This window comes from Bradyrhizobium sp. USDA3516 (assembly GCF_057651995.1).
This window is the reverse complement of sequence record NZ_JBYGYN010000001.1, coordinates 304,471-324,299: the sequence shown is the minus strand read 5'-3', so window position 1 is coordinate 324,299 and position 19,829 is coordinate 304,471. Positions and strand designations below refer to the sequence as shown.

The 19,829-nt window shown below is 65.2% G+C and carries 19 protein-coding genes; 10 read left to right on the top strand and 9 right to left on the bottom strand.

Annotation, left to right across the window (positions count from 1 at the left end):
- Nucleotides 1-281 precede the first annotated feature (281 nt).
- The 3 genes from AC24YW_RS01750 to AC24YW_RS01740 all read left to right on the top strand — a co-directional run bounded on the left by AC24YW_RS01750 (nt 282) and on the right by AC24YW_RS01740 (nt 2,875).
- Complete coding sequence (locus tag AC24YW_RS01750; protein ID WP_487481083.1) at nt 282-1,781, top strand: leucyl aminopeptidase; 1,500 nt, start codon at nt 282-284, stop codon at nt 1,779-1,781.
- Between the two features lie 6 nt (nt 1,782-1,787).
- The gene (locus tag AC24YW_RS01745) at nt 1,788-2,240 is read left to right on the top strand and encodes a DNA polymerase III subunit chi (RefSeq protein ID WP_487481082.1); all 453 of its coding nucleotides are present in this window, start codon (nt 1,788-1,790) and stop codon (nt 2,238-2,240) included.
- 158 nt (nt 2,241-2,398) lie between these two features.
- Nucleotides 2,399-2,875: a hypothetical protein gene (locus AC24YW_RS01740; protein ID WP_487481834.1), complete on the top strand. Its 477-nt coding sequence runs from the start codon at nt 2,399-2,401 to the stop codon at nt 2,873-2,875.
- Between the two features lie 20 nt (nt 2,876-2,895).
- On the opposite strand, the gene AC24YW_RS01735 is transcribed toward AC24YW_RS01740, so the two are convergent.
- The gene (locus AC24YW_RS01735; protein WP_487481081.1) at nt 2,896-3,369 is read right to left on the bottom strand and encodes a hypothetical protein; all 474 of its coding nucleotides are present in this window, start codon (nt 3,367-3,369) and stop codon (nt 2,896-2,898) included.
- A 22-nt stretch (nt 3,370-3,391) separates the two neighbouring features.
- Complete coding sequence (locus AC24YW_RS01730) at nt 3,392-3,760, bottom strand: antibiotic biosynthesis monooxygenase family protein (RefSeq protein WP_487481080.1); 369 nt, start codon at nt 3,758-3,760, stop codon at nt 3,392-3,394.
- Between the two features lie 97 nt (nt 3,761-3,857).
- On the opposite strand from AC24YW_RS01730, the gene AC24YW_RS01725 reads away from it, so the two are divergent.
- A complete protein-coding gene (locus AC24YW_RS01725) occupies nt 3,858-4,328 on the top strand; it encodes a MarR family winged helix-turn-helix transcriptional regulator (protein ID WP_487481079.1) in 471 nt (156 codons plus the stop codon).
- 46 nt (nt 4,329-4,374) lie between these two features.
- Here AC24YW_RS01725 and AC24YW_RS01720 read toward each other — a convergent pair whose 3' ends face one another.
- Complete coding sequence (locus tag AC24YW_RS01720; RefSeq protein ID WP_487481078.1) at nt 4,375-5,163, bottom strand: class I SAM-dependent methyltransferase; 789 nt, start codon at nt 5,161-5,163, stop codon at nt 4,375-4,377.
- Nucleotides 5,164-5,351: 188 nt separating this feature from the next.
- Here AC24YW_RS01720 and AC24YW_RS01715 point away from each other — a divergent pair, with 188 nt between their 5' ends.
- Nucleotides 5,352-6,317, top strand: coding sequence for a tripartite tricarboxylate transporter substrate-binding protein (locus tag AC24YW_RS01715; RefSeq protein WP_487481077.1), 966 nt, complete (start codon nt 5,352-5,354; stop codon nt 6,315-6,317).
- Between the two features lie 134 nt (nt 6,318-6,451).
- Here AC24YW_RS01715 and AC24YW_RS01710 read toward each other — a convergent pair whose 3' ends face one another.
- Entirely contained in the window at nt 6,452-8,311 is a 1,860-nt protein-coding gene (locus AC24YW_RS01710; RefSeq protein ID WP_487481076.1) for an ABC-F family ATP-binding cassette domain-containing protein, read from the bottom strand.
- On the opposite strand from AC24YW_RS01710, the gene AC24YW_RS01705 reads away from it, so the two are divergent.
- Nucleotides 8,301-8,639, top strand: a complete 339-nt coding sequence (locus AC24YW_RS01705) for a hypothetical protein (RefSeq protein WP_487481864.1) — start codon at nt 8,301-8,303, stop codon at nt 8,637-8,639. The two genes, AC24YW_RS01710 and AC24YW_RS01705, sit on opposite strands and share 11 nt — an antisense overlap.
- 105 nt (nt 8,640-8,744) lie before the next feature.
- Here AC24YW_RS01705 and AC24YW_RS01700 read toward each other — a convergent pair whose 3' ends face one another.
- Nucleotides 8,745-9,002 carry a sulfur globule protein precursor gene (locus AC24YW_RS01700; RefSeq protein ID WP_487481075.1) on the bottom strand — a complete coding sequence of 86 codons (258 nt, stop codon included), beginning with the start codon at nt 9,000-9,002 and terminating at the stop codon, nt 8,745-8,747.
- Between the two features lie 304 nt (nt 9,003-9,306).
- Between AC24YW_RS01700 and ndk the strand changes: the two genes are divergently transcribed.
- The 4 genes from ndk to AC24YW_RS01680 all read left to right on the top strand — a co-directional run bounded on the left by ndk (nt 9,307) and on the right by AC24YW_RS01680 (nt 14,545).
- Nucleotides 9,307-9,729, top strand: a complete 423-nt coding sequence (gene ndk / locus AC24YW_RS01695; RefSeq protein ID WP_025035862.1) for a nucleoside-diphosphate kinase — start codon at nt 9,307-9,309, stop codon at nt 9,727-9,729.
- A 41-nt stretch (nt 9,730-9,770) separates the two neighbouring features.
- On the top strand, nt 9,771-10,631 hold the full coding sequence (locus AC24YW_RS01690) for a TerC family protein (protein WP_487481074.1): 861 nt from the start codon (nt 9,771-9,773) through the stop codon (nt 10,629-10,631).
- A gap of 345 nt (nt 10,632-10,976) precedes the next feature.
- Nucleotides 10,977-13,313: a TonB-dependent receptor gene (locus AC24YW_RS01685; protein WP_487481073.1), complete on the top strand. Its 2,337-nt coding sequence runs from the start codon at nt 10,977-10,979 to the stop codon at nt 13,311-13,313.
- Nucleotides 13,314-13,360: 47 nt separating this feature from the next.
- Nucleotides 13,361-14,545 carry a PepSY-associated TM helix domain-containing protein gene (locus AC24YW_RS01680; protein ID WP_487481072.1) on the top strand — a complete coding sequence of 395 codons (1,185 nt, stop codon included), beginning with the start codon at nt 13,361-13,363 and terminating at the stop codon, nt 14,543-14,545.
- Nucleotides 14,546-14,549: 4 nt separating this feature from the next.
- Here AC24YW_RS01680 and ppx read toward each other — a convergent pair whose 3' ends face one another.
- The 4 genes from ppx to AC24YW_RS01660 form a co-directional block, all read right to left on the bottom strand.
- Nucleotides 14,550-16,052 carry an exopolyphosphatase gene (gene ppx, locus AC24YW_RS01675; RefSeq protein ID WP_487481071.1) on the bottom strand — a complete coding sequence of 501 codons (1,503 nt, stop codon included), beginning with the start codon at nt 16,050-16,052 and terminating at the stop codon, nt 14,550-14,552.
- Between the two features lie 15 nt (nt 16,053-16,067).
- Nucleotides 16,068-18,257, bottom strand: a complete 2,190-nt coding sequence (locus AC24YW_RS01670) for an RNA degradosome polyphosphate kinase (RefSeq protein ID WP_487481070.1) — start codon at nt 18,255-18,257, stop codon at nt 16,068-16,070.
- 150 nt (nt 18,258-18,407) lie between these two features.
- Entirely contained in the window at nt 18,408-19,085 is a 678-nt protein-coding gene (locus AC24YW_RS01665) for a P-loop NTPase family protein (RefSeq protein WP_487481069.1), read from the bottom strand.
- 91 nt (nt 19,086-19,176) lie between these two features.
- The gene (locus tag AC24YW_RS01660) at nt 19,177-19,719 is read right to left on the bottom strand and encodes a CDP-alcohol phosphatidyltransferase family protein (protein ID WP_025035876.1); all 543 of its coding nucleotides are present in this window, start codon (nt 19,717-19,719) and stop codon (nt 19,177-19,179) included.
- Between the last annotated feature and the right edge of the window lie 110 nt (nt 19,720-19,829).

Sequence of the window (19,829 nt, the reverse complement as noted above, 5' to 3'; positions counted from 1 at the left end):
ATCCCCCGTTCAAGGGGATCCCCAAGGTCGGCCAACGGCTCTTCCGCCAGCTCATTCTCTCACTACCATCCCTTTGATCCGTCAACAAAATGGCTGCCCCGTGGCACCCTCATTACATGGTTAATATTTCGGTCGTTGTGGCCCCGCGGCCACGGCGGTGCTTGGCATCGCCCGGGCGGCTGGCCCATAGTGGGGGAAGCCTCAGTGAATCGCCGTTCAGCTCCGGTCGTGGCTGGAACTCCCGAACGACGAAAAGCCCCATGTTTTGGAGGAGTTAATCCATGTCCGATGCCATCAAGGTCGGCTTTGTCCCGTTGTCTGCCGCCCCTCGTGGCACCCTGGTCGTGTTTTGCGACGACGGCCTGAAGCTCGGTCCGGCGACGGCCAAGGCCCTCGGCGGCGCTGCCGAGATCGTGAAGCGCGCGGCGGCTGCGGCCGCCTTCAAGGGCAAGAGCGCGGCTGCACTGGATATTCTGGCGCCGGAGGGGGTGAAGGCGACCCGGCTGATCGTGGTCGGCGCCGGCAAGGCGACCGGCCTCAAGGCCAACGATTTCCTCAAGTTCGGCGGGGTGGCGGCCAGCAAGCTGCCCGCCGGCACCAGCGCCATGACCATCCTGGCGGAGCTGCCCAATGGGGCCATGACGAGCGAGCAGGCGGTTGCGATCGCCTCGGGCCTGCGCTTACGCGCCTACAAGTTCGATCGCTACAAGACCAGGAAGAAGGACGGCGAGGAGGGCGGCGCGCGCGCCGACGTCTCGCTTGCGGTCGGCGATGCCGGTGCGGCGAAGAAGGCGTTCGCCGCAGCCGGCCATGTCGTCGACGGCGTGATCATCGCACGCGATCTCGTCAACGAGCCGCCGAACGTGCTTTTCCCCGAGGAATTCGCGCGCAGAGCGGGCCAGCTGCGCAAGCTCGGCGTCAAGGTCGAGGTGCTCGACGTCAAGGCGATGCAGAAGCTCGGCATGGGCGCGCTGCTCGGCGTCGGCCAGGGTTCGGCGCGGCCGAGCCGGACCGTGATCATGCGCTGGGACGGCGGCAAGAAAGGCGAGGCCCCGGTCGCCTTCGTCGGCAAGGGCGTCTGCTTCGACACCGGCGGCATCTCGATCAAGCCGGCCGGCAGCATGGAGGACATGAAGGGCGACATGGGCGGCGCGGCCTGCGTCGTCGGCCTGATGCATGCGCTCGCCGCGCGTAAAGCGCGGGTCAACGCGGTCGGCGCCATCGGCCTCGTCGAGAACATGCCCGACGGCAACGCGCAGCGGCCGGGCGACATCGTCACCTCGATGTCCGGCCAGACCATCGAGATCATCAACACCGACGCCGAGGGCCGCCTCGTGCTCGCCGACGTGCTCTGGTACGTCGCCAAGAAGGTGAAGCCGAAATTCATGGTGGATCTTGCGACGCTGACCGGCGCCATCATGGTGGCGCTCGGCACCGAGCATGCCGGCATGTTCTCCAACAACGACGAACTGGCCGACCGCCTGCTCACGGCCGGGATCGAGAGCGGGGAGAAGGTCTGGCGCATGCCGCTCGGCCCGGAATACGACAAGCTGATCGATTCCCAGTTCGCCGACATGAAGAACACCGGCGGCCGCCATGGCGGCTCGATCACCGCGGCGCAGTTCCTGCAGCGCTTCGTCGATAGTGTGCCCTGGGCCCATCTCGACATCGCCGGCACCGCGATGGGCGCGCCGAAGACCGACATCAACCAGAGCTGGGGCAGCGGCTACGGCGTGCGCCTGCTGGACCGCCTGGTCGCCGACCATTACGAGCGCAAATGACCCGACATGACTGAAGTGCTGTTCTACCATCTGCAAAACATGACGGTGGAGAATGTGTTGCCGCCGCTTCTGGAGAAATCGCTCGAGCGCGGCTGGCGCGTCGTGGTGCAGTCGACCTCGGAGGAGCGCGCCGACGCGCTCGACTCGCATTTGTGGACCTATCGCGACGATTCATTCCTGCCGCACGCGACATGGCGGGCGAACGATGTTGCCGACCAGCCGATCGTGCTGGCGATCGAGGGCGGCAATCCCAATGGGGCCAATGTCCGCTTCCTGGTCGACAACGCCGCGCTGCCCGAGGACGCACAGGGCTATGAGCGCATGGTGCTGCTGTTCAACGGCGACGATCCCGACGCGCTTGCGCTCGCCCGCACGGCCTGGGCGGATTGCAAGGCGCGGGGATTTGATGTCACCTATTGGCAGGCCGACGACCGCGGCCGGTGGCAGAAGCGCAATTAGGCGCAATTAATGATAATTTGCACTTTTCGGGCGATGCTGGCTTCGGCCACCTTCGTGCCGCAAAGGGATGTTGGGACAATCGCTTAGGGCTGGTCCTTCACGTGGGGAATTGGTTTATCGTGCGACATCAAAAGCTTCCCGGCTCGCTCTTGATTGCGTTGGCTGCCGTAGCACCGCTGGTCGCGGGCTGTTCGGGTGCGAGCGATTTGCTGTCGAAGGATGCCGAATGGTTCCAGAAACCCGGCCGTCTCTTCATCAAGAACATCTCGATCGAATCGCCGCCGCTGACCCCCGACAAGCCGGTACGGGCTGAGGATCTCGTCAGCGCCGATGGCGCCTGTCCCGGCATGGCGCCGCCCGGGCCGGCCGATGCCAACGCCTCGACGACCGCACCGATGGGCGGCACGGTCGCGCTCGGCCACACCGAATGCGACGTGGTGCGCGGCATCGGCGCGCCCTCGACCGTCAACCTGTCCAACGACGCTGGCGGCCGCCGCGTTGCCGTCGTCACCTGGACCACCGGTCCGCGCGCGGGCATCTACACGTTCACCGCGGGACGTTTGTCCTCGATTGAAGGCAATCCGGACCCGCAGCCGGTGCCGAGGGCGGCCAAGCCGAAGAAGAAGCAGGCGTAGGCGGGGATCGCCTCGCGCCCTCAGAGGATCGGCTTGGTGCTCAAGCGATCAGGCTGGCGAACGCGGAAACGGCCCTTCATCTTGAGGCCGTCACGCATATTGAGACCGAGCAGAACGATGTTCGCTCCTCCGGCGGCCAGTTCGAGAGCCTGCACGGCGTAGAACGTGGTGTCGAACTCCGCGGCCTTCGCCTTGGAGGCAAGAAACAACGCGGCGGGAATCAGAACCAGGATGCCGTTGCCGGCAATGAACGGCATGCGTCTGATTTTCGCACCAATCAGGCCGGCGCGCCGTTCCTTGGCCAGGACGAATCCCGAGCCTCCCGTCGCCGCAAGCATCGGAATGAGCAAGAGGAAGCCCCACGGTATGGCGGTCTTCACCATGGCGATGGTCTGGTGTGACGCAAATAGCTCGCTGAGAGCCGTGGAAAGCCAGAAGGTCGCAATGGTCATCAGTGCGACCGCTCCCGCCAATGGGTGGATGATCTTGGTCATGGGTCTGCCGTTTTCGAGCGAGCTACGCGACGCAAATGCCTGATACCGCGACTTTCTGGAACAGGTGCGGGGAGGCGACCGCGGATGCGGGGTAAGCCGAGATCTTCGACCTGAACTCGGGATGCGTGAACGCAGCCCTGAAGTCGGCGACCGTCTGCCAAACCGCATAGTTCAGATAGGTGGGGCTTTCGCCAATCGCTCGGTGAAGCTGGGTGGAGATGAAGCCCGGCTGCCGCTTCATGAAGGCGGCATCGTCCTGCCAGATATGGAGAAAGCCTTGTTCGTCGGCCTTTTCGAGCGTGAACAGATTCACCAGCACCACGGGGCCGGTGTCGATGCCAAGCTGACGCTCGATGGGAAAGTCCGGGTCGAGTGGGCGTAGGCGTGCCATGACGGACTCCGTCGATATGGTTTCATGATGTCAATATGGTACTATGCGCAATCTAGTAATTTGACATCATGATGTCAATAAATGTCTATGGTGACGAATGCGGAAATCCCTGCGAACGCCGGCCGGCGATGCTCTGACCAACCTCATGCTCGACTTGTTCCGGCTGAACAGCCTGCTCCTGACCGCAGGAGACCGTTTGGTGGCCCGGCTCGGGCTCACCAGCGCCCGCTGGCAGATTCTCGGCGCCATCGTGCAGGCGCAGCGCCCCCAGCCGGTGGCCTGGCTCGCCCGCGATCTCGGCGCCAATCGCCAGAACGTGCAGCGGATCGTCAACGACCTCCATGCGGAAGGCCTAGTTACCTTCGAGGCCAATCCGCATCACCGCCGCGCGCAGCTCGTCGTCCTCACCGACAAGGGGCGGCGCGCTTTCGATGCCGCCATGGCTTTGCAGGCGCCGTGGGTCAACAGCCTTTCGGAGGGCCTTGGGGTCAAGGATCTGCAGACGGTTCATCGCATCGTCGCGGCCCTGCGGACCAAGCTCGAGAGCGAAGCCGAGGCGCAGACGTAAGCGGGCGAATGGCAAGGTCGGGCGACGCTCCGAGCCGCGCAGGTCATCAAGGCGCTTTGCGGCCCTTGATCGCAGTCGCCGAAGCATGAAAGGTGATCGCGCCGCTCGCGCTTGCCGGCAGTCGCGCCTGGAGCCGACGTTTGAGCTCCGCACCCTCGGCTTGCGATAGTTTTCCCACGATGCCGGTCGGGCTGCTCACGACCATGGACAGCCAGTAGTCGTCGAAGTCAGAGAACGTTCGCTCGACCACCAGCTCGCGCGTTTCGACGTCGCGCAGACCGAGCTCCGCCCAGAGCGCCTTCAGCGCCTCGAACCGCGAGATGTCCGCACTCGGCGGCCGCGCTGCCGGGATGCCAAGCGCATCCAACTCCTCCCACAATGGTTGCGTGGGCGTGCCGCCGCGCAAAATGTCCCAAGTGTAGGACGCGACCAGGCCGCCGGGTTTGGTAACGCGGACCATTTCCGCGGCGCCCTTGCGCGGATCGGGGACGAAGAACAACACCAGTGCCATCACCGCGATGTCGAAGCGGTTGGGCTCATAGGGAAGGGCCATTGCGTCGCCGATCGAGAGTTCGACCTGCTTTGCCGCCAACTTTTCGCGCGCAGTGGCAATCTGGGCATCGGAGGGATCAATTGCGCAAACCGACGAAGGGGCCGATCTTGCAAGAAGGAGTTCGGTGAACGCGCCGTTGCCGGCACCGACATCCACCCAGGCCAGTCCCGGACGGGGCGCGAGCCAGTCGAGAAACAGATTGCCGGCCGACCGGCTCCAGGGCGACATGAAGCGCTCGTAAGCCGCGCCGTCGGTGAACTTGATCGGTTCGGGTGACGACATCCGCGATCTCCTTCAAAATTGGCGCTTCAAAATATGCTTTGGCAGAAAAGTCAGCGCTACATCGTACCATAAAGCCGCATGATGTGCGACGCGCCGCAACAGATGCGCCTCCAGCGCGTAGCGCTTTCGTGATGGCCGCGCGCCCCGGAATGCGCTTTGATGGCGCAAACAACAATCCGGAGGAAACGATGCGATTCATTGCCCTTGTATCGGCGCTGCTCTTGCCGTTTGGTGCGGCCTTCGCGCAGGACTATCCGACGAGGCCCATTACCATCCTGGTTCCGTTCGCCGCGGGCGGGCCCACGGACACCATCGCCCGCCTGACGGCCGCAGGCATGGCGAAATCCCTGGGCCAGCAGGTCATCGTCGAGAACGCGACCGGCGCCGGCGGCACCATCGGCACGACCCGCGCCGCGCGCGCGCAAGCCGACGGCTACACGCTGCTGGTCCATCACGTCGGCATCTCGACCGCCGCGACGCTCTACCGCAACCTCAGCTACGACACCAAGACGGCGTTTGCGCCGATCGGGCTCCTGACCAACGCGCCGATGACGATCATTGCGCGGCCCGATTTCCCGGCGAACACGCTCAAGGAGCTGTTCGCCTACGCCCAGCAGCAGGGCGACAAGATGACCTATGCCAATGCCGGCCTGGGTGCGGCCTCGCATCTGTGCGGCATGCTGTTCATGACGGCGATCCAGAAGCAGCTCACCACGGTGCCCTACAAAGGCAACGGCCCGATCATGAACGATCTGCTCGGCAAGCAGATCGATCTCACCTGCGATCAGGCCACCAACACCACCGGGCCGATCACGGCAAAGCAGGTCAAGGCCTACGCGATCACCACCAAGGAGCGGCTGAAGAGCCTGCCCGATCTGCCGACCGCCGACGAGGCCGGCCTCAAAGGCTTCGAGCTCGGCGTCTGGCACGGTCTTTACGCACCCAAGGGTACGCCGCCGGCGATCGTTCAGAAGCTCACCGCGGCGCTGCAGACCGCGCTTAGGGATCCCGCGCTGATCGCCCGGTTCAACGACATCAACACCGAGCCGGTCCCGCAGGACAAGGCGACTCCGGAGGCGTTAGGTGCGATGCTGACGAGCGAGATCGACCGCTGGGCGCCGATCATCAAGGCGGCCGGGCAATACGCAGATTGAGCTGATACGGCCCGCTTGGCTTGCCGGCCGAGCGGGTAAAAAGCAGTTTATTCAAAGGCTAGTGCGCCGGTGTGATAATGCCGGTACTGTGCATGGGGTTGTTTTGCAGCTTTGGTTGGAGCGCGGAGGAGGCGCTAGCCCGCCGCCTCGTCAAACTGTGTGCTCGCCTCGAGCCATTGCTCCTCGGCGCGTGCCAGCGCGTCGGCGGCATTGGCGCGCGCCTTCGACAGCTGCGCCGCCTGCTTGGGATCGCGCGTGAAGATGTCGGGCAGGGCCAGCGCCGTGTCGATCTTGGCGATGATCTCGCTGACGCGGGCGATCTCGGCCTCGGCTTCGGCGATGCGCTTTTTCAGCGAGCCGCGATTGTCTACTCTTTGGCGCTGCGTCTTCTCCGGCAGCGCGCTGCGCTCGCGCGGGGCTTCCGCGTTGCGCGTGGACAGAACCAGGCGGCGATACTCGTCGAGATCGCCGTCGTAATTGGTCACGGTGCGGTCGGCGACGATCCAGAGCCGATCGGCGCAGGCCTCGATCAGGTAGCGGTCGTGCGAGACCATGATCACCGCGCCGGGAAACTCGTTGATCGCTTCCGCGAGCGCGCCGCGGCTGTCGATGTCGAGATGGTTGGTCGGCTCGTCCAGGATGATCATGTTGGGGCCGAAGAAGGTCGCAAGCCCCAGGAGCAGCCGCGCCTTCTCGCCGCCTGACAATTTGCCGGCCTTGGTGTCGGCGGCCTTGCCGGAGAAGCCGATCGCGCCGGCGCGGGCGCGCACCTTGGCTTCGGGCGCATCGCCCATCAGCTTGCGGACGTGGTCGTAGGCGGAGGCGTCCTCGTTGAGCTCGTCGAGCTGGTGCTGCGCGAAATAGGCGATCGACAGCTTGTCCGCGCGCGTCACCTTGCCCGAGAACGGCGCGAGACGTCCGGCAAGCAGTTTTACAAGCGTCGACTTGCCGTTGCCGTTGGCGCCCAGCAGCGCGATGCGGTCGTCGTTGTCGATGCGCAGGGTGACGCGGCCCAGCACCGGGCTCGCCGGGTCGTAGCCGACCGAGACATTGTCGACGGCGATGATCGGCGGCGACAAGATCTTCTCCGGCGGCGGAAAGCTGATCTCGCGCACGTCTTCGGTGACCAGCGCCGTGATCGGCTTCAGCCGCTCCAGCATCTTGACGCGCGACTGTGCCTGCCGGGCTTTCGACGCCTTGGCCTTGAAGCGATCGACGAAGGCCTGCAGGCGGGCGCGCTCGGCCTCCTGGCGCTTGACCGCCTTGGCATCGAGCAGCTCGCGCGCGGCGCGCTGCTCCTCGAAGGAGGAGTAGCTGCCCTTGTAGAGCGTGAGCTTGCCGCGCTCCAGGTGCAGGATCTGGTCCACCGAGCTTTCCAGGAGGTCGCGGTCGTGGCTGATCACGATCACCGTGCGCGGATAATGCGCGAGGTGATCCTCCAGCCACAGCGTTCCCTCGAGGTCGAGATAGTTGGTGGGCTCGTCGAGCAGCAGCAGGTCGGGCGCCGCGAACAGCGTCGCTGCGAGCGCGACGCGCATGCGCCAGCCGCCGGAGAATTCGGCGCAGGGGCGGAGCTGATCGGCGGCGGAGAAGCCGAGGCCGGACAGGATCGCAGCCGCGCGGCTCGGCGCCGAATGGGCGTCGATGTCGACGAGGCGGGTCTGGATCTCGGCGATGCGGTGCGGATCGGTCGCGTGCTCGGCCTCGGTCAGCAGCGCGTCGCGTTCGAGGTCCGCCTTGAGCACCACCGAGATCAGGCTTTCGGGACCGTTCGGCGCTTCCTGTGCGAGGCTGCCGATGCGCCAGCGCGGCGGCAGGGTCACCGAGCCGTGCTCGGCCGCGAGCTCGCCGCGGATCACCTTGAACAGCGTCGACTTGCCGGTGCCGTTGCGTCCGACCAGGCCGACGCGCGAACCGGGCGTGATCTGCACGGAACTCTGGTCGATCAAAAGGCGTCCGGCGAGGCGGATTGAGAGGTCGGTGATGGCGAGCATGCGGCCTTGTCACCGCAAGCCGCCGCGAACGCAACTCGTTTTTCCGTTAGTGCGGCTCGCGCTCGCGCCGCTGCAGCTCGTTCAGGAGCTGCTCGAGATGGGTCGGAAGGCGCAGCTCGGGCCGGAGGCTCTGCTGCAGCCGTTCGCCCACGGCATCGCAAATCGAGCGGCTGGTGCGCCGGTCGATCTGTTCGCTGTCATCGGCAAAAAGCCCAGCCATCGCAAGGTTCCGTGTTTCTCGAAGCAAGGATACGGTACCAAGTCATTGCCGGCGAAATGGTTTCGCTGGCTGTGGGGAAAGCCGGGCATTCTCGTAAAAATTGTATGAGCGGCGCCTTGTGCGCTCAAGGCAAAGCCCCGGCGAGGGGGCGCCGGGGCTTCTCTTGGAAGGTACCTTGGGGGCTTAGGTAGCCTTCGGAAAGTGCTGACGGGTTCAGTAGCAGCGGTTGATCAGCCGCCAGCGGGGTCCCCAGGGGGTCGGGACCAGCCGGCGCACATAGCAGCCGCCGTAACCGTAGGAGACGGGGGCATAGAAGCGCGGGCCGCCCCAGCCGTAGCCGTGGCCGTGGCGCCAGCCGCCGCCGTGCCAGCCCGGGCCGCCGCCATGCCAGTGAGCGGAGGCCGAGGTCGGCGTCAGCGCGGCACCGAGCGCAACCGCGGCGACAGCGGCAAGCGAAAGTTTCCTCAACATGGTGATCTCCTCAAAACTGCCGGCGCGGGGCGATCCGCGTCGATGGAAAGGCCGCCGAAACGGTCCGCCTGATCATCAGGCTTCGGTTTCGATAGGCCCGACCTTACGCCGGCGAAGCTGAACCGAACCCTGACGGCGGTTTCAGATTGGGTTCATCTGGGTGAAATTGTTGTCATCCCAGCCGAAAATCGGGGCCTGCGGCGAACCCTGTGTGGCTGCTTCGGGGGTCGCTTGCCGTCCGGCCAAGGCGCCGATATAAGCCCGGCAACCCGCCAACCCCCGCTTTCCTCCCAAGGACAACATTATGGCCATCGAACGCACTTTCTCGATCATCAAGCCCGACGCGACCGAGCGTAACCTGACCGGCGCGGTCAACGCCGTGATCGAGAAGGCGGGCCTGCGCATCGTCGCGCAGAAGCGCATCCGCATGACCAAGGAGCAGGCCGAGACCTTCTACGCCGTCCACAAGGCGCGCCCCTTCTTCGGCGAGCTGGTGGCGTTCATGACCTCCGGCCCGGTCGTGGTTCAGGTGCTGGAAGGCGAGGGCGCGATCGCCAAGTACCGCGAGGTGATGGGCGCGACCGATCCGTCCAAGGCCGCCGAGGGCACCGTGCGCAAGCTCTACGCCAAGTCGATCGGCGAGAACTCGGTGCACGGTTCGGATGCGCCGGAGACCGCCGCGATCGAGATCGCGCAGTTCTTCTCGGGCAACGAGATCGTCGGCTGATACAGCCGACAGGTTAGAGGCGACGGGCGAAAGGACTCATTGTGGACTGGCTCTGGCAGATCTTCGATCCCGCTACGATCGGGACCTTCTTCACCCAGTTCCGCAACGAGATGGCCGCTCCGACCTTCTGGATCGCGGTCGGCAAGATCATCTGGATCAACATCCTGCTCTCCGGCGACAACGCGCTGGTGATCGCACTCGCGTGCCGCGGTCTGTCGCCGCGGCATCGGCTCTGGGGCATGATCTTCGGCGCCGGCGCAGCGGTGATGCTGCGGATCATCTTCACCGGCATCGTCGCCACCCTGATGGAGCTGCCGTACCTCAAGCTGGCCGGCGGCCTTGCGCTGATCGTGATCGCGGCAAAGCTCCTGGTGCCGGAGAACGAGGACGAGGACGGCGTCGACGCTGCCGCGCATCTGTGGCACGCCATCCAGATCGTCGTGGTCGCCGACATCGTCATGAGTCTCGACAACGTCATTGCGGTCGCTGCCGCCGCCAATGGCAGCGTGCCGCTGCTGATCCTCGGCCTTGCCATCAGCGTGCCGCTGATCGTTGCCGGCGCCGCGCTGATCATGGCACTGCTCACAAAGCTGCCGGTGCTGGTCTGGGCCGGTGCGGCGCTGCTCGGTTGGATCGCGGGCGAGGTGATGGCGACCGATCCCGGCGTCGCGCCGAAGCTGCACACGCTGTTCGACGGCCCGTTCGGCACCGCGCTGGACGGCATGCTCGGCGCCCTTCGCGTTCCGCCGCAATTCGCCCATGGCGGTGCCGGCGGCGAGTATTTCTGCGCCGCGCTCGGCGTCATCGTCGTGCTGGTGATCGGCACTATCTGGCGCCGGCGCAGTCTGATCCAGGCCGCGCTGGAATCGTCCGAGCGCCACGCTAAGGCCTCGGCGGAGTGACGTTGAAGCGCTGATCGGTGCGGCCGCCCCTCCAGCGATGAGAGGCGTCCACGTCACTGAGATGCTCCCGCGCTGGCAGGACGCGAGCGATCACCGGCCACGGGTTCGGCCGAATCCTCCCATCATTGCGTTCGCATGACCGCGCGCATGATGCTTCGCGAGAGCCCGCATCGCGCGCTCGTGCGCGCGGGCGTTGCGTCGAGTGTCGTTGTTCGCAACCCTCACGCGATTTAGACCTTCTCTTATTATAAAGTACGGAGATTCAAGGGCGCCTTCGTTGACTCGACGGAGGTCCCACGGCACGTCGCCCCGACGTTCATGTTCATGAATCGGAAAACTGGTGCGATGTCGTCGAAAGTGTTTTGCCGTCCTGTTGCCGTTCTCGCCACTCGCATCAAGATGCTTCTGTCGTGCGCCAGCCCGAGAGCCTTCGCGGTCTCCGTGGTCTCCATTGCCTTGTTCGGCGACGGCGTCCTGCACGGCGCCAGTGCGCAGAGCGCCGCCCCCGAGGCGGCGGGGGGAAGCACGTTGCCGGCGGTGACCGTCACCGCGGACGCGCCGAAGCCGCGCGCGCGTCCACGAGCCAATCCAGTTCGAAGGGCGGGCCGCAGCGCGCCCGCCAACGAGCGAGCCAAGTTGCAGGCGGAAGCGACCCCGACCGCTGCGAGGCCCGGTGCACTGCCGCCGACCTACGCAGGCGGGCAGGTGGCACGTGGAGGCCAGGTCGGCCTGCTCGGCAACAAGGATTTCATGGATACGCCGTTCAACGTCACAAGCTACACGGCGAAAAAGATCGAGGATCAACAGGCCGTCACGGTCGCCGACGTCGTCAGCAATGATCCCTCGGTCCGTTTCACGGGCCAGACCGGCGGCATTCTCGACTCCTTCTTCATCCGCGGCTTTCCCATCGGGGAGGGCAATGTCGGGGAAATCGCGTTCAACGGCGTCTATGGCGTTGCACCGAACTACCGCGTGTTCACCGATTACGTCGAGCGCATCGAGATCGTCAAAGGTCCGACCGCGCTGCTCTACGGTATGGCGCCGAACAGCAGTGTCGGCGGCACCATCAACATCGTTCCGAAGCGAGCCGGGGACGTCGATCTCACGCGGGTCACCACCGACTACGCGACAAACACCCAGCTCGGTACGCATCTCGACGTCAGCCGGCGGTTCGGCGAGAACCGCGAATTCGGCATTCGCGTCAATGGCAGCTATCACAACGGCGATACGCCATTGGACAATCAGTCCAGGGAGGCGCATGTCGGCTCCGCGGCCTTCGACTATCGCGGCGAGAAGTTCAGAGCCTCACTCGATTTCATCGAGCAGGAGGAAAAGTTCGATGCGCCCACGCGGCCGTTCCTGGTTGCAACCGGCGTCGCCGTCCCGACCGCGCCGGTCGGGCGGCGCAATGTCACGCAATCCTGGGAGTTTGCCAAGGTTCACGACAACTCGTTGCTGGCGCGCGCCGAATACGATGTGACTGACGCAGTGACGGTGTTCGCCGATGTCGGCGGCGGCAGGACCCAGGTCGACCGTCTGTTCGGGACGCCGACGATCCTGAACGCGGCTGGCAACACCACATCGACGCCGGGCCGGTTCAAATTCGACATCGAGAGGAACGTGGCCGACGCGGGCGTGCGGGCCCGGATCGAGACCGGCGCGATCAGCCATGCCGTGAGCTTGCAGGGCAGCTACTACATGGACGAAATTTCGCGCGGCTCGGTAAACGGCACGCCGGTGCTGTCCAACATCTATGCGCCGATCGCGCGTCCGCAGCAGCTCGTGCCGGCCCCCGCGACCGTGCCAAGGCTGTCGGATACCGAGTTGACCGGCATCGCGTTGGCGGACACCATGTCGGTTCTTCAGGAGCGGCTTCAACTCACGGTCGGCGTCAGGCAACAGGGCGTCAGGTCGAACAACTACAACACCACCACGGGAGCCGTGAACTCGGCCTACGACCAGACGGCGTTCACACCGATGGTCGGCGTGGTCGTCAAACCCTGGAGCCACGTATCGCTCTACGCCAACTACATCGAAGGGCTCAGCAAGGGCGATACCGCACCGACGGGGGCGGACAATCAAGGCGAGGTGCTTGCGCCGTATTTGAGCAAGCAGAAGGAAGCAGGCGTCAAGGTCGATTTCGGCACGCTCGCGACCACGGTCAGCTTGTTCGAGATCACCAAGCCCTCCGGACAGCTGGGTGCCGGCAATATCTTCCGGGCCGATCAGGAACAGCGCAATCGTGGTGTGGAATTCACCGTGTTCGGAGAAGTGCAGCCGGGCATTCGCGTTCTTGGCGGCGTGACGCTGATCGACGCGGAGCTGACGAAGACGAACACGCTGGCCAATCTTGGCAAGACCCCAATCGGGGTGCCCGAGGTGCAGGCCAATTTGTCCGCCGAATGGGACACCCCATTCGCACCAGGGCTGACATTGGTCGCCAACACCATCTATACCGGGCACCAACATCTGAATGGGGCAAATACGCAGGTTGTCCCGACCTGGACGAGGCTCGACCTGGGCGCGCGTTACAACACACGCATCAACAATCGGCCCGTCACGGTTCGCGCGCTGGTCCAGAACGTGTTTGACACCAATTACTGGGCAGGCGTGGCGAGCTTCTCCGCACTGGCGCAAGGCTCGCCGCGAACCCTGCTCTTGTCGATGTCGACAGATTTCTGAGTCGGTGGGCTAAGGCGTAGATCAGGCGCTGACGACGGGTGCTCTGAATGGACGAAACGGTCAGGGCGTCACGACAAGACGGCTCGGCGTCCGCCCGATCTAGGAGCGTGCCTGGACGCGCGCGGTGGGCGCTGCTCTGGACCCACCGTTGGTTCGGATTGATCGGCGGCATCGTGGTGGTGCTGATCGGTCTGACCGGAAGCTTCATCGTGTTCTATCGGGAGATCGATGTTGCGCTGAATCCGTCGCTCTATGCTCCTGAGGGTCCGGAGCAAAGCCTCACGTTGTCGGAGGTGATGCGCGCCGCCTCGGCAGCGGATCCCGCGCCGATTGCCACGATCCTGGCGCCGGACCGGATCTGGCCGGTCTGGATCGTGATCCATTCGCACGAGACCGCGCCAGGCAGCTACCCGAACCGGTGGACGACCATGGTCGATCCTTCGAACGGGAAGGTGCTAGGGCGGCGCGACTACGCCAACGCATTCGCGCTCAAGGTTTATCGTCTCCACTTCACGCTGTTGCTCTACGAGTTTTGGGGCAGGGAGCTGGTCGGCGCGGCCGGAATCGTGCTGCTCGGTCTCACGATCTCAGGCCTCTTCTTATGGTGGCCGAAGCCTGGACGATTCTGGCGATCGATCTCGGTCCGTAAGAATGTTTCGCTGCTTCGATTTGCTCTGGATGTTCACAGTGCAGCAGGCTTCTGGGCGCTGTCCGTGCTCATGTTGATCTCTATCACCGGCATCGGCATCGTCTTTCCCGCCGTCGTGCGTCCTATCGTCGGGCTTCTGTCGCAGCCGACGCCTGATCGCTCGCCGCGAGTCGAAATGCCGCCTCCGGCAGGGACTCCGCTGCTCTCACCTGACGTGATCATGCGACGAGCTCAGGAGGCCAAGCCGGGCGGCAGCACGGTCACGATGCTGAATCCGCCGACCGCAACGCGCAACACGTGGCGGGTGCAATTCCGTCCCGATGGGGCTGATCCCGCCGTGCGGTCGCGCGGGGCGATCTGGCTCGATCCATGGAGCGGTGCGGTGGTGCAGGACCGCACGCCGGGTACCATGTCGATGGGGGACCGCTATCTGGCTGAGCAGCTCTGGCTTCATAACGGCGCGACGTTCGGATTCGCAGGGCGTCTGCTGGTGTTCGCAGCCGGGTTCGCACCGCTTGTCCTCTTCGTCAGCGGCGCGATGATGTGGCTCAAGAGACGGCCCGGAAAGATGAGGCCCGGCTGAGAGGTCAGCGCCTGACGATTGAACCGGCGCGGCCGATCAGGCGGGCGAGCTGACGGAAGCGGCTGCCGACGCGGTCGGCGACGAGATCGCCGAGCCGGTGCTCGAACACCAGCATCAATTGGCGGCCCTGGCTGCGGAAATGCGTGGCGGGCAGCACGCCGGGACGTGCGGCCGAGATCAGATGCGCGACGCGGAACGCAGCGCCGAGGAGGCGCGCGCGTTCGAGCTGGGCCGGCGTCAGCAGCTCCTGCATCGTGACCGGCGGCTGGTTTTCCTCGCTGAGGCCGGCATAACGATAGAACACCGACAGGCCGACGAAGGCGCGTTCGGTGTGGGTGATCGCGCCGAAATTGCCGTTGACGACGAGGCTCAGCGTCTGCTCGCCGCGATGATCGGGATGCACGCGCCAGCCGATGTCGGAGAGCAGGCACGCGGTGTGGCGGAGGCGGCGGTCCTCTTCCGTCTCGCGCAGCTTGACGACGCGCACCAGGCGGTCGGTCCAGCCAATCAGCTCGCGCGCGTGCCTGGCCGAACGCGACAGCAGCTGGTTCAGCTCCTCGGCCGCGCAGATCAGCCCGTCCTTGTTGCGTTCGGTCTCGGGCAGCTTCTCGTGCAGCAGGCCCTCGCGCACGCCGAAGGTGGAGAACACGATGTTCTTCGGCTTCGCGACGCGGATGATGTGCTCGAGCACCAGCGCCGCATAGGTGAGCAGAGGGCGCCGCGCATCGGCGACGATCTCGATGTCGGCAAGCATGTCGGCGGCGGCGAGGCGCCGCAGGCGGCGCGAGAAGTCGAGCGCCTCGGCCGCCGGAATGGAATAGCCGTGCATCACCTGGAGCGGATACCCGCTCTGGATGATGTGGATGCGCGCGAGCGCGCGCCAGGTGCCGCCGACGGCATAGAAGGTGCGGCCACGACCGGCGGTCAGCTGCGGCACGGCGTCGATCTCCTCGCGCACGATGCGGTCGGCGCGCTTGAGCGATTTGTGGGCGAGGTCCTGCAGCGCGAGGCCGCCGAGCGGCAGCGTCACGCCGCTGCGCACCGCGTTCTTGCGCACGTCGATCAGCTCGAGCGAGCCTCCGCCGAGATCGCCGACGATGCCGTCGGGAAGGTGGATGCCGGAGATCACGCCGAGCGCCGACAATCGTGCTTCGCGCGGGCCCGACAGGATTTCGATCTTCACCGCGCAGATCCGCTCGGCCTTGGCGATGAAATCGGGACCGTTGGAGGCGTCGCGGCACGCCGCGGTCGCGATCGCGAACACGCGTCCGACCTGCATCACCCGGCACAGCGCGCGAAACCGTTTCAGCGAGGTCAGCGCCTTGTCGACGGCGTCGGGCGCGAGCAGGCCCGTGCTCTGCACCTCGCGTCCGAGGCCGCACAGCGTCTTCTCGTTGAAGATCGGTATGAGGCTGCGCGCCAGCGCCTCGTAGACGACGAGGCGTACCGAGTTGGAGCCTATGTCGATAACCGCGACACTCGAGCCGCGCTTGCGCGGCCGCTTCACGTCGCAAATCCCCGATCAGGATTGATGACGTTCGTTCCGGCGCGTGAGACGACGCGGCGAGGATTCCTTGAGCGACTTTCCACGGCCAGACAGACTCGGATTCGTCATGAAGTAGTTGTGGACGTTGAAGGGCTCCTCGCCCTTCGCGGTCTTCATACGCGTTGAAGACCCATCCGGCAACAACTGCCAGCTCTGCTCGTTGTCCTTCAAGTTCGCGACCATGATCTGTTCGAGAACCTGCTGATGCACCGTCGGATTTTGCAGCGGGCACAGCACCTCGACGCGGCGGTCGAGGTTGCGCGGCATCATGTCGGCCGACGAGATATACACAGCCGCTTTCGCGCTCGGCAGTCCCTGACCCATGCCGAAGCAGTAGATTCGGCCGTGTTCCAGGAAGCGGCCGATGATCGACTTGACCCGGATGTTCTCCGACAGGCCCGGAATGCCCGGCCTGAGGCAGCAGATGCCGCGCACCACGAGCTCGACCTGGACGCCGGCCTGGGAGGCTTCGTAGAGCGCATCGATGATGTCGGGGTCGACCAGCGCATTCATCTTCATCCAGACCGCGCCGGGACGGCCATGCCGCGCGTGCGCGGTCTCGCCCTGGATGTGCTCGATGATGCGCTTGCGCAAGGTCAGCGGCGACACCGCCATCTTTTCCAGATCGCTGGGCGCGGCATAGCCGGTGATGAAATTGAACACGCGGGCGGCGTCGCGGCCGATCGTCGGGTCCGAGGTGAAGTAGGACAGGTCGGTGTAGATGCGCGCGGTGACCGGGTGATAATTGCCGGTGCCGGTATGGACGTAGGTCGTCAGGCTGCCGCCCTCGCGGCGCACCACCATCGAGAGCTTCGCGTGCGTCTTCAATTCGAGGAAGCCGTAGACGACCTGTACGCCGGCGCGTTCGAGATCGCGCGCCCAGCGGATGTTGGCTTCTTCATCGAACCGCGCCTTCAGCTCGATCAGCGCGGTGACTGATTTGCCGGCTTCGGCCGCTTCGGCGAGCGCACGCACGATCGGTGAGTTGTTGGAGGTGCGGTACAGCGTCTGCTTGATCGCAACGACGTCGGCGTCGCGCGTGGCCTGCTGCAGGAATTGCACGACGACGTCGAACGACTCGTAAGGGTGGTGGACGATCAGGTCTTTCTGCCGGATCGCGGCGAAGATGTCGCCGCCATGCTCGCGCACGCGTTCGGGATGGCGCGGCACGTACGGGGTGAATTCGAGGTCGGGGCGGTCGAGGCGGGTGAGCTGCGAGAGCTCGTTCATCGCCTGCACGCCGTCGACCAGGAACACCTCGTCGTCGGCGGCCGAGAGCGCGTGCTGCACGAAGCTGCGCAGCTGCTCCGGCATCTTGGCGTCGATCTCGAGCCGGATCACCGATCCGCGGCGGCGGCGCTTCAGCGCGGTCTCGAACAGGCGGACGAGGTCTTCGGCCTCTTCCTCGATTTCGAGCTCGGAATCGCGGATGATCCGGAAGGCGCCCTGGCCGTGCAGATTGTAGCCGGGGAATAGGCGGTTGATGAACAGGGCGGTGGCCTGCTCCAGCGAGATCAGGCGCACGGTGCCTTCGGCCGGCAGGCGGATGAAGCGGTCGATCTTGCCGGGCATGCGGATCAGCGCATTCATCTGCCTGCCGTCGGCGGCGCGCGTGAGCTGCAGCGCGATGGTGAAGCCGAGGCTCGGAATGAACGGGAAAGGGTGGGCCGGATCGATCGCGAGCGGGGTCAGGAGCGGGAACACGTTGTGGAGGAAGTAGTCCTCGATCCAGGTTCGTTCCGCCTTGGTGACGTCCTTGCCGTCGACCAGCACGATGCCGACCTCGGCCAGCGTGCCGCGCAGGTCGCGCCAGATCGCCTGCTGGTCGGAGGCGAGCTGGGAGACGGTGCGGTTGATCAGCGCGAGTTGCTCGGACGGCGTCAGGCCGTCGGGGCTGCGCTCGGCGATGCCCTCGCGCACCTGGGCCTTGATGCCGGCGACGCGAACCATGAAGAACTCGTCGAGGTTATTCGCCGAAATCGACAGGAATCGCACCCGCTCCAGCACGGGGTGGCTCGGATTGACCGATTCCTCCAGGACGCGGCGGTTGAAATGCAGCCAGGACAGCTCGCGGTTGATGAACCGCTCGGGGCTCGACGCGATTGCCGGAAGGCTCTCGGTTTCCGGAGCTTTCTCTTTCGTTTCAACAGCTTGCGCAGAGTCCATCAGAAGTCGATCCATCCAGTTCACCCCAATTGCGACTTACGCGCAAAATCGGCGGGAGCATGTGTTAGCGCGATGACGTTTCGATGACATTGATGTTCCGCCGCCGCGTCGGTCAAGCGGGCTTCGGTCCGCCTTGGGGGAGGCGGCCGGTCAGGCGTCCCGGAGCAGCTCGGCGGCGAGCGCCCGGGTGACCGGGCGGCCAAGCCGCAGGGCTTCGCTGTCGAGCAACTCGACGGCCCGCCGGGCGGCGGCCGAGGACCGCTCCAGGCGAGTCGCGAGGTAGCCGACCACGCTCTCGTCTACACTGAGCTGGCGGTCGGCGCAGAACTTGACGATGAGGCCGCGGAACAGCTGGTCGTCGGGCGGCAGCAGAGTTACCACCGGAATGGCCCGCAGGCGCGAGCGCAGGTCGCGAAGCTCGATCGGAAGCACGGCCGGTGCCTCGCGGCCGGTGAAGAGGACGTAGGCGCCGTCCTCGCGGGCGAGGTTCATCAGATGAAACAGGGCGCGCTCGTCAAAGTCCCCCGCCTTGAGATCCTCGACCACCAGCGCGCCGGTGGCCAGCGCGCCGGGCACGCTTGCGGCCGTCAGCGCATTGGCCGTGGTCGAGCGGGCGCCTGATACCTCGGCCCAGATCGCGGCGAGATGGCTCTTGCCGCTTCCTTCCGGGCCCGCCAGCCACATGATCCGGTTCGGCCATTCCGGCCAGCTGTCGATGAGGCCGAGACCGGCCGCATTGGCGGGGCCTTCGAGGAAGTTGTCCCGGCTGAGGCTCTCCGCATGCGGAAGTGCAAACGCCAATTGTCGGGGATGAACGCGGCCTGCCACGCTTGCTTTGCTCCATGCCGGCGCGCCGGCCCGTTCCGAGAGAATGCGACTTGATCGAGCGGAGATGGCCTTTACGAGGCCGCTTCCACTTTCATTTGGCCTCGATCGTGCTCATGTGCCGCAGCCACTCGACGAGATAGAGCGACACGGAGGAGAGCGTGAAGACCGTGACGAGACCCATCAGGATGATATCATAAGGCGCGGGCTTGAAGCCGAAGGCAAGCGCCGCCAGCACCAAAGCTGCGAACGCCACTTGTGCGACCGTGTTGAGCTTGGACACTTTCGACGGTTTCATCTCGACCGGCCGGTCGAACAGCCAGGACACGATCACGGCGGCGACGATCATGATGTCGCGCGAGACCACCAGGATCACGATCCAGCGCGGGATCGCGCCCCAGATGCCGAGCGCCATGTAGATCGAGACCAGCAGCGCCTTGTCGGCGAGCGGATCGAGCAGGGCGCCGAGCTCGCTCGTCATGTTGAAGCGCTTGGCCAAAAAGCCGTCCACGGCATCGCTGATGCCGGCGATCAGGAAGACGGCGAACGCGACCTCCATTTGGCTCGATACGATGGCCCAGACGATGATCGGGACCAGCATGATGCGGCCCAGGGTAATGATATTCGGAATACTCACGAAAGCGCTTCCCGGCACCGGTTCTGACCTCAAATCCGGCCCGTTGCAGGCTGAACCGGTTGATATGTCTACATAGTATAGCGGGGAGCGCCATGCGAGCCATTGCGCGT

Bases quoted from the DNA above. Each gene is read 5' to 3' on its own strand.
- AC24YW_RS01750 (WP_487481083.1), top strand. From the start codon at position 282: ATGTCCGATGCCATCAAGGTCGGCTTTGTCCCGTTGTCTGCCGCCCCT.
- AC24YW_RS01745 (WP_487481082.1), top strand. From the start codon at position 1,788: ATGACTGAAGTGCTGTTCTACCATCTGCAAAACATGACGGTGGAGAAT.
- AC24YW_RS01735 (WP_487481081.1), bottom strand. From the start codon at position 3,369: ATGACCAAGATCATCCACCCATTGGCGGGAGCGGTCGCACTGATGACC.
- AC24YW_RS01730 (WP_487481080.1), bottom strand. From the start codon at position 3,760: ATGGCACGCCTACGCCCACTCGACCCGGACTTTCCCATCGAGCGTCAG.
- AC24YW_RS01725 (WP_487481079.1), top strand. From the start codon at position 3,858: ATGCGGAAATCCCTGCGAACGCCGGCCGGCGATGCTCTGACCAACCTC.
- AC24YW_RS01720 (WP_487481078.1), bottom strand. From the start codon at position 5,163: ATGTCGTCACCCGAACCGATCAAGTTCACCGACGGCGCGGCTTACGAG.
- AC24YW_RS01715 (WP_487481077.1), top strand. From the start codon at position 5,352: ATGCGATTCATTGCCCTTGTATCGGCGCTGCTCTTGCCGTTTGGTGCG.
- AC24YW_RS01705 (WP_487481864.1), top strand. From the start codon at position 8,301: ATGGCGAGCATGCGGCCTTGTCACCGCAAGCCGCCGCGAACGCAACTC.
- AC24YW_RS01710 (WP_487481076.1), bottom strand. From the start codon at position 8,311: ATGCTCGCCATCACCGACCTCTCAATCCGCCTCGCCGGACGCCTTTTG.
- AC24YW_RS01700 (WP_487481075.1), bottom strand. From the start codon at position 9,002: ATGTTGAGGAAACTTTCGCTTGCCGCTGTCGCCGCGGTTGCGCTCGGT.
- ndk (WP_025035862.1), top strand. From the start codon at position 9,307: ATGGCCATCGAACGCACTTTCTCGATCATCAAGCCCGACGCGACCGAG.
- AC24YW_RS01685 (WP_487481073.1), top strand. From the start codon at position 10,977: ATGTCGTCGAAAGTGTTTTGCCGTCCTGTTGCCGTTCTCGCCACTCGC.
- AC24YW_RS01680 (WP_487481072.1), top strand. From the start codon at position 13,361: ATGGACGAAACGGTCAGGGCGTCACGACAAGACGGCTCGGCGTCCGCC.
- AC24YW_RS01670 (WP_487481070.1), bottom strand. From the start codon at position 18,257: ATGGACTCTGCGCAAGCTGTTGAAACGAAAGAGAAAGCTCCGGAAACC.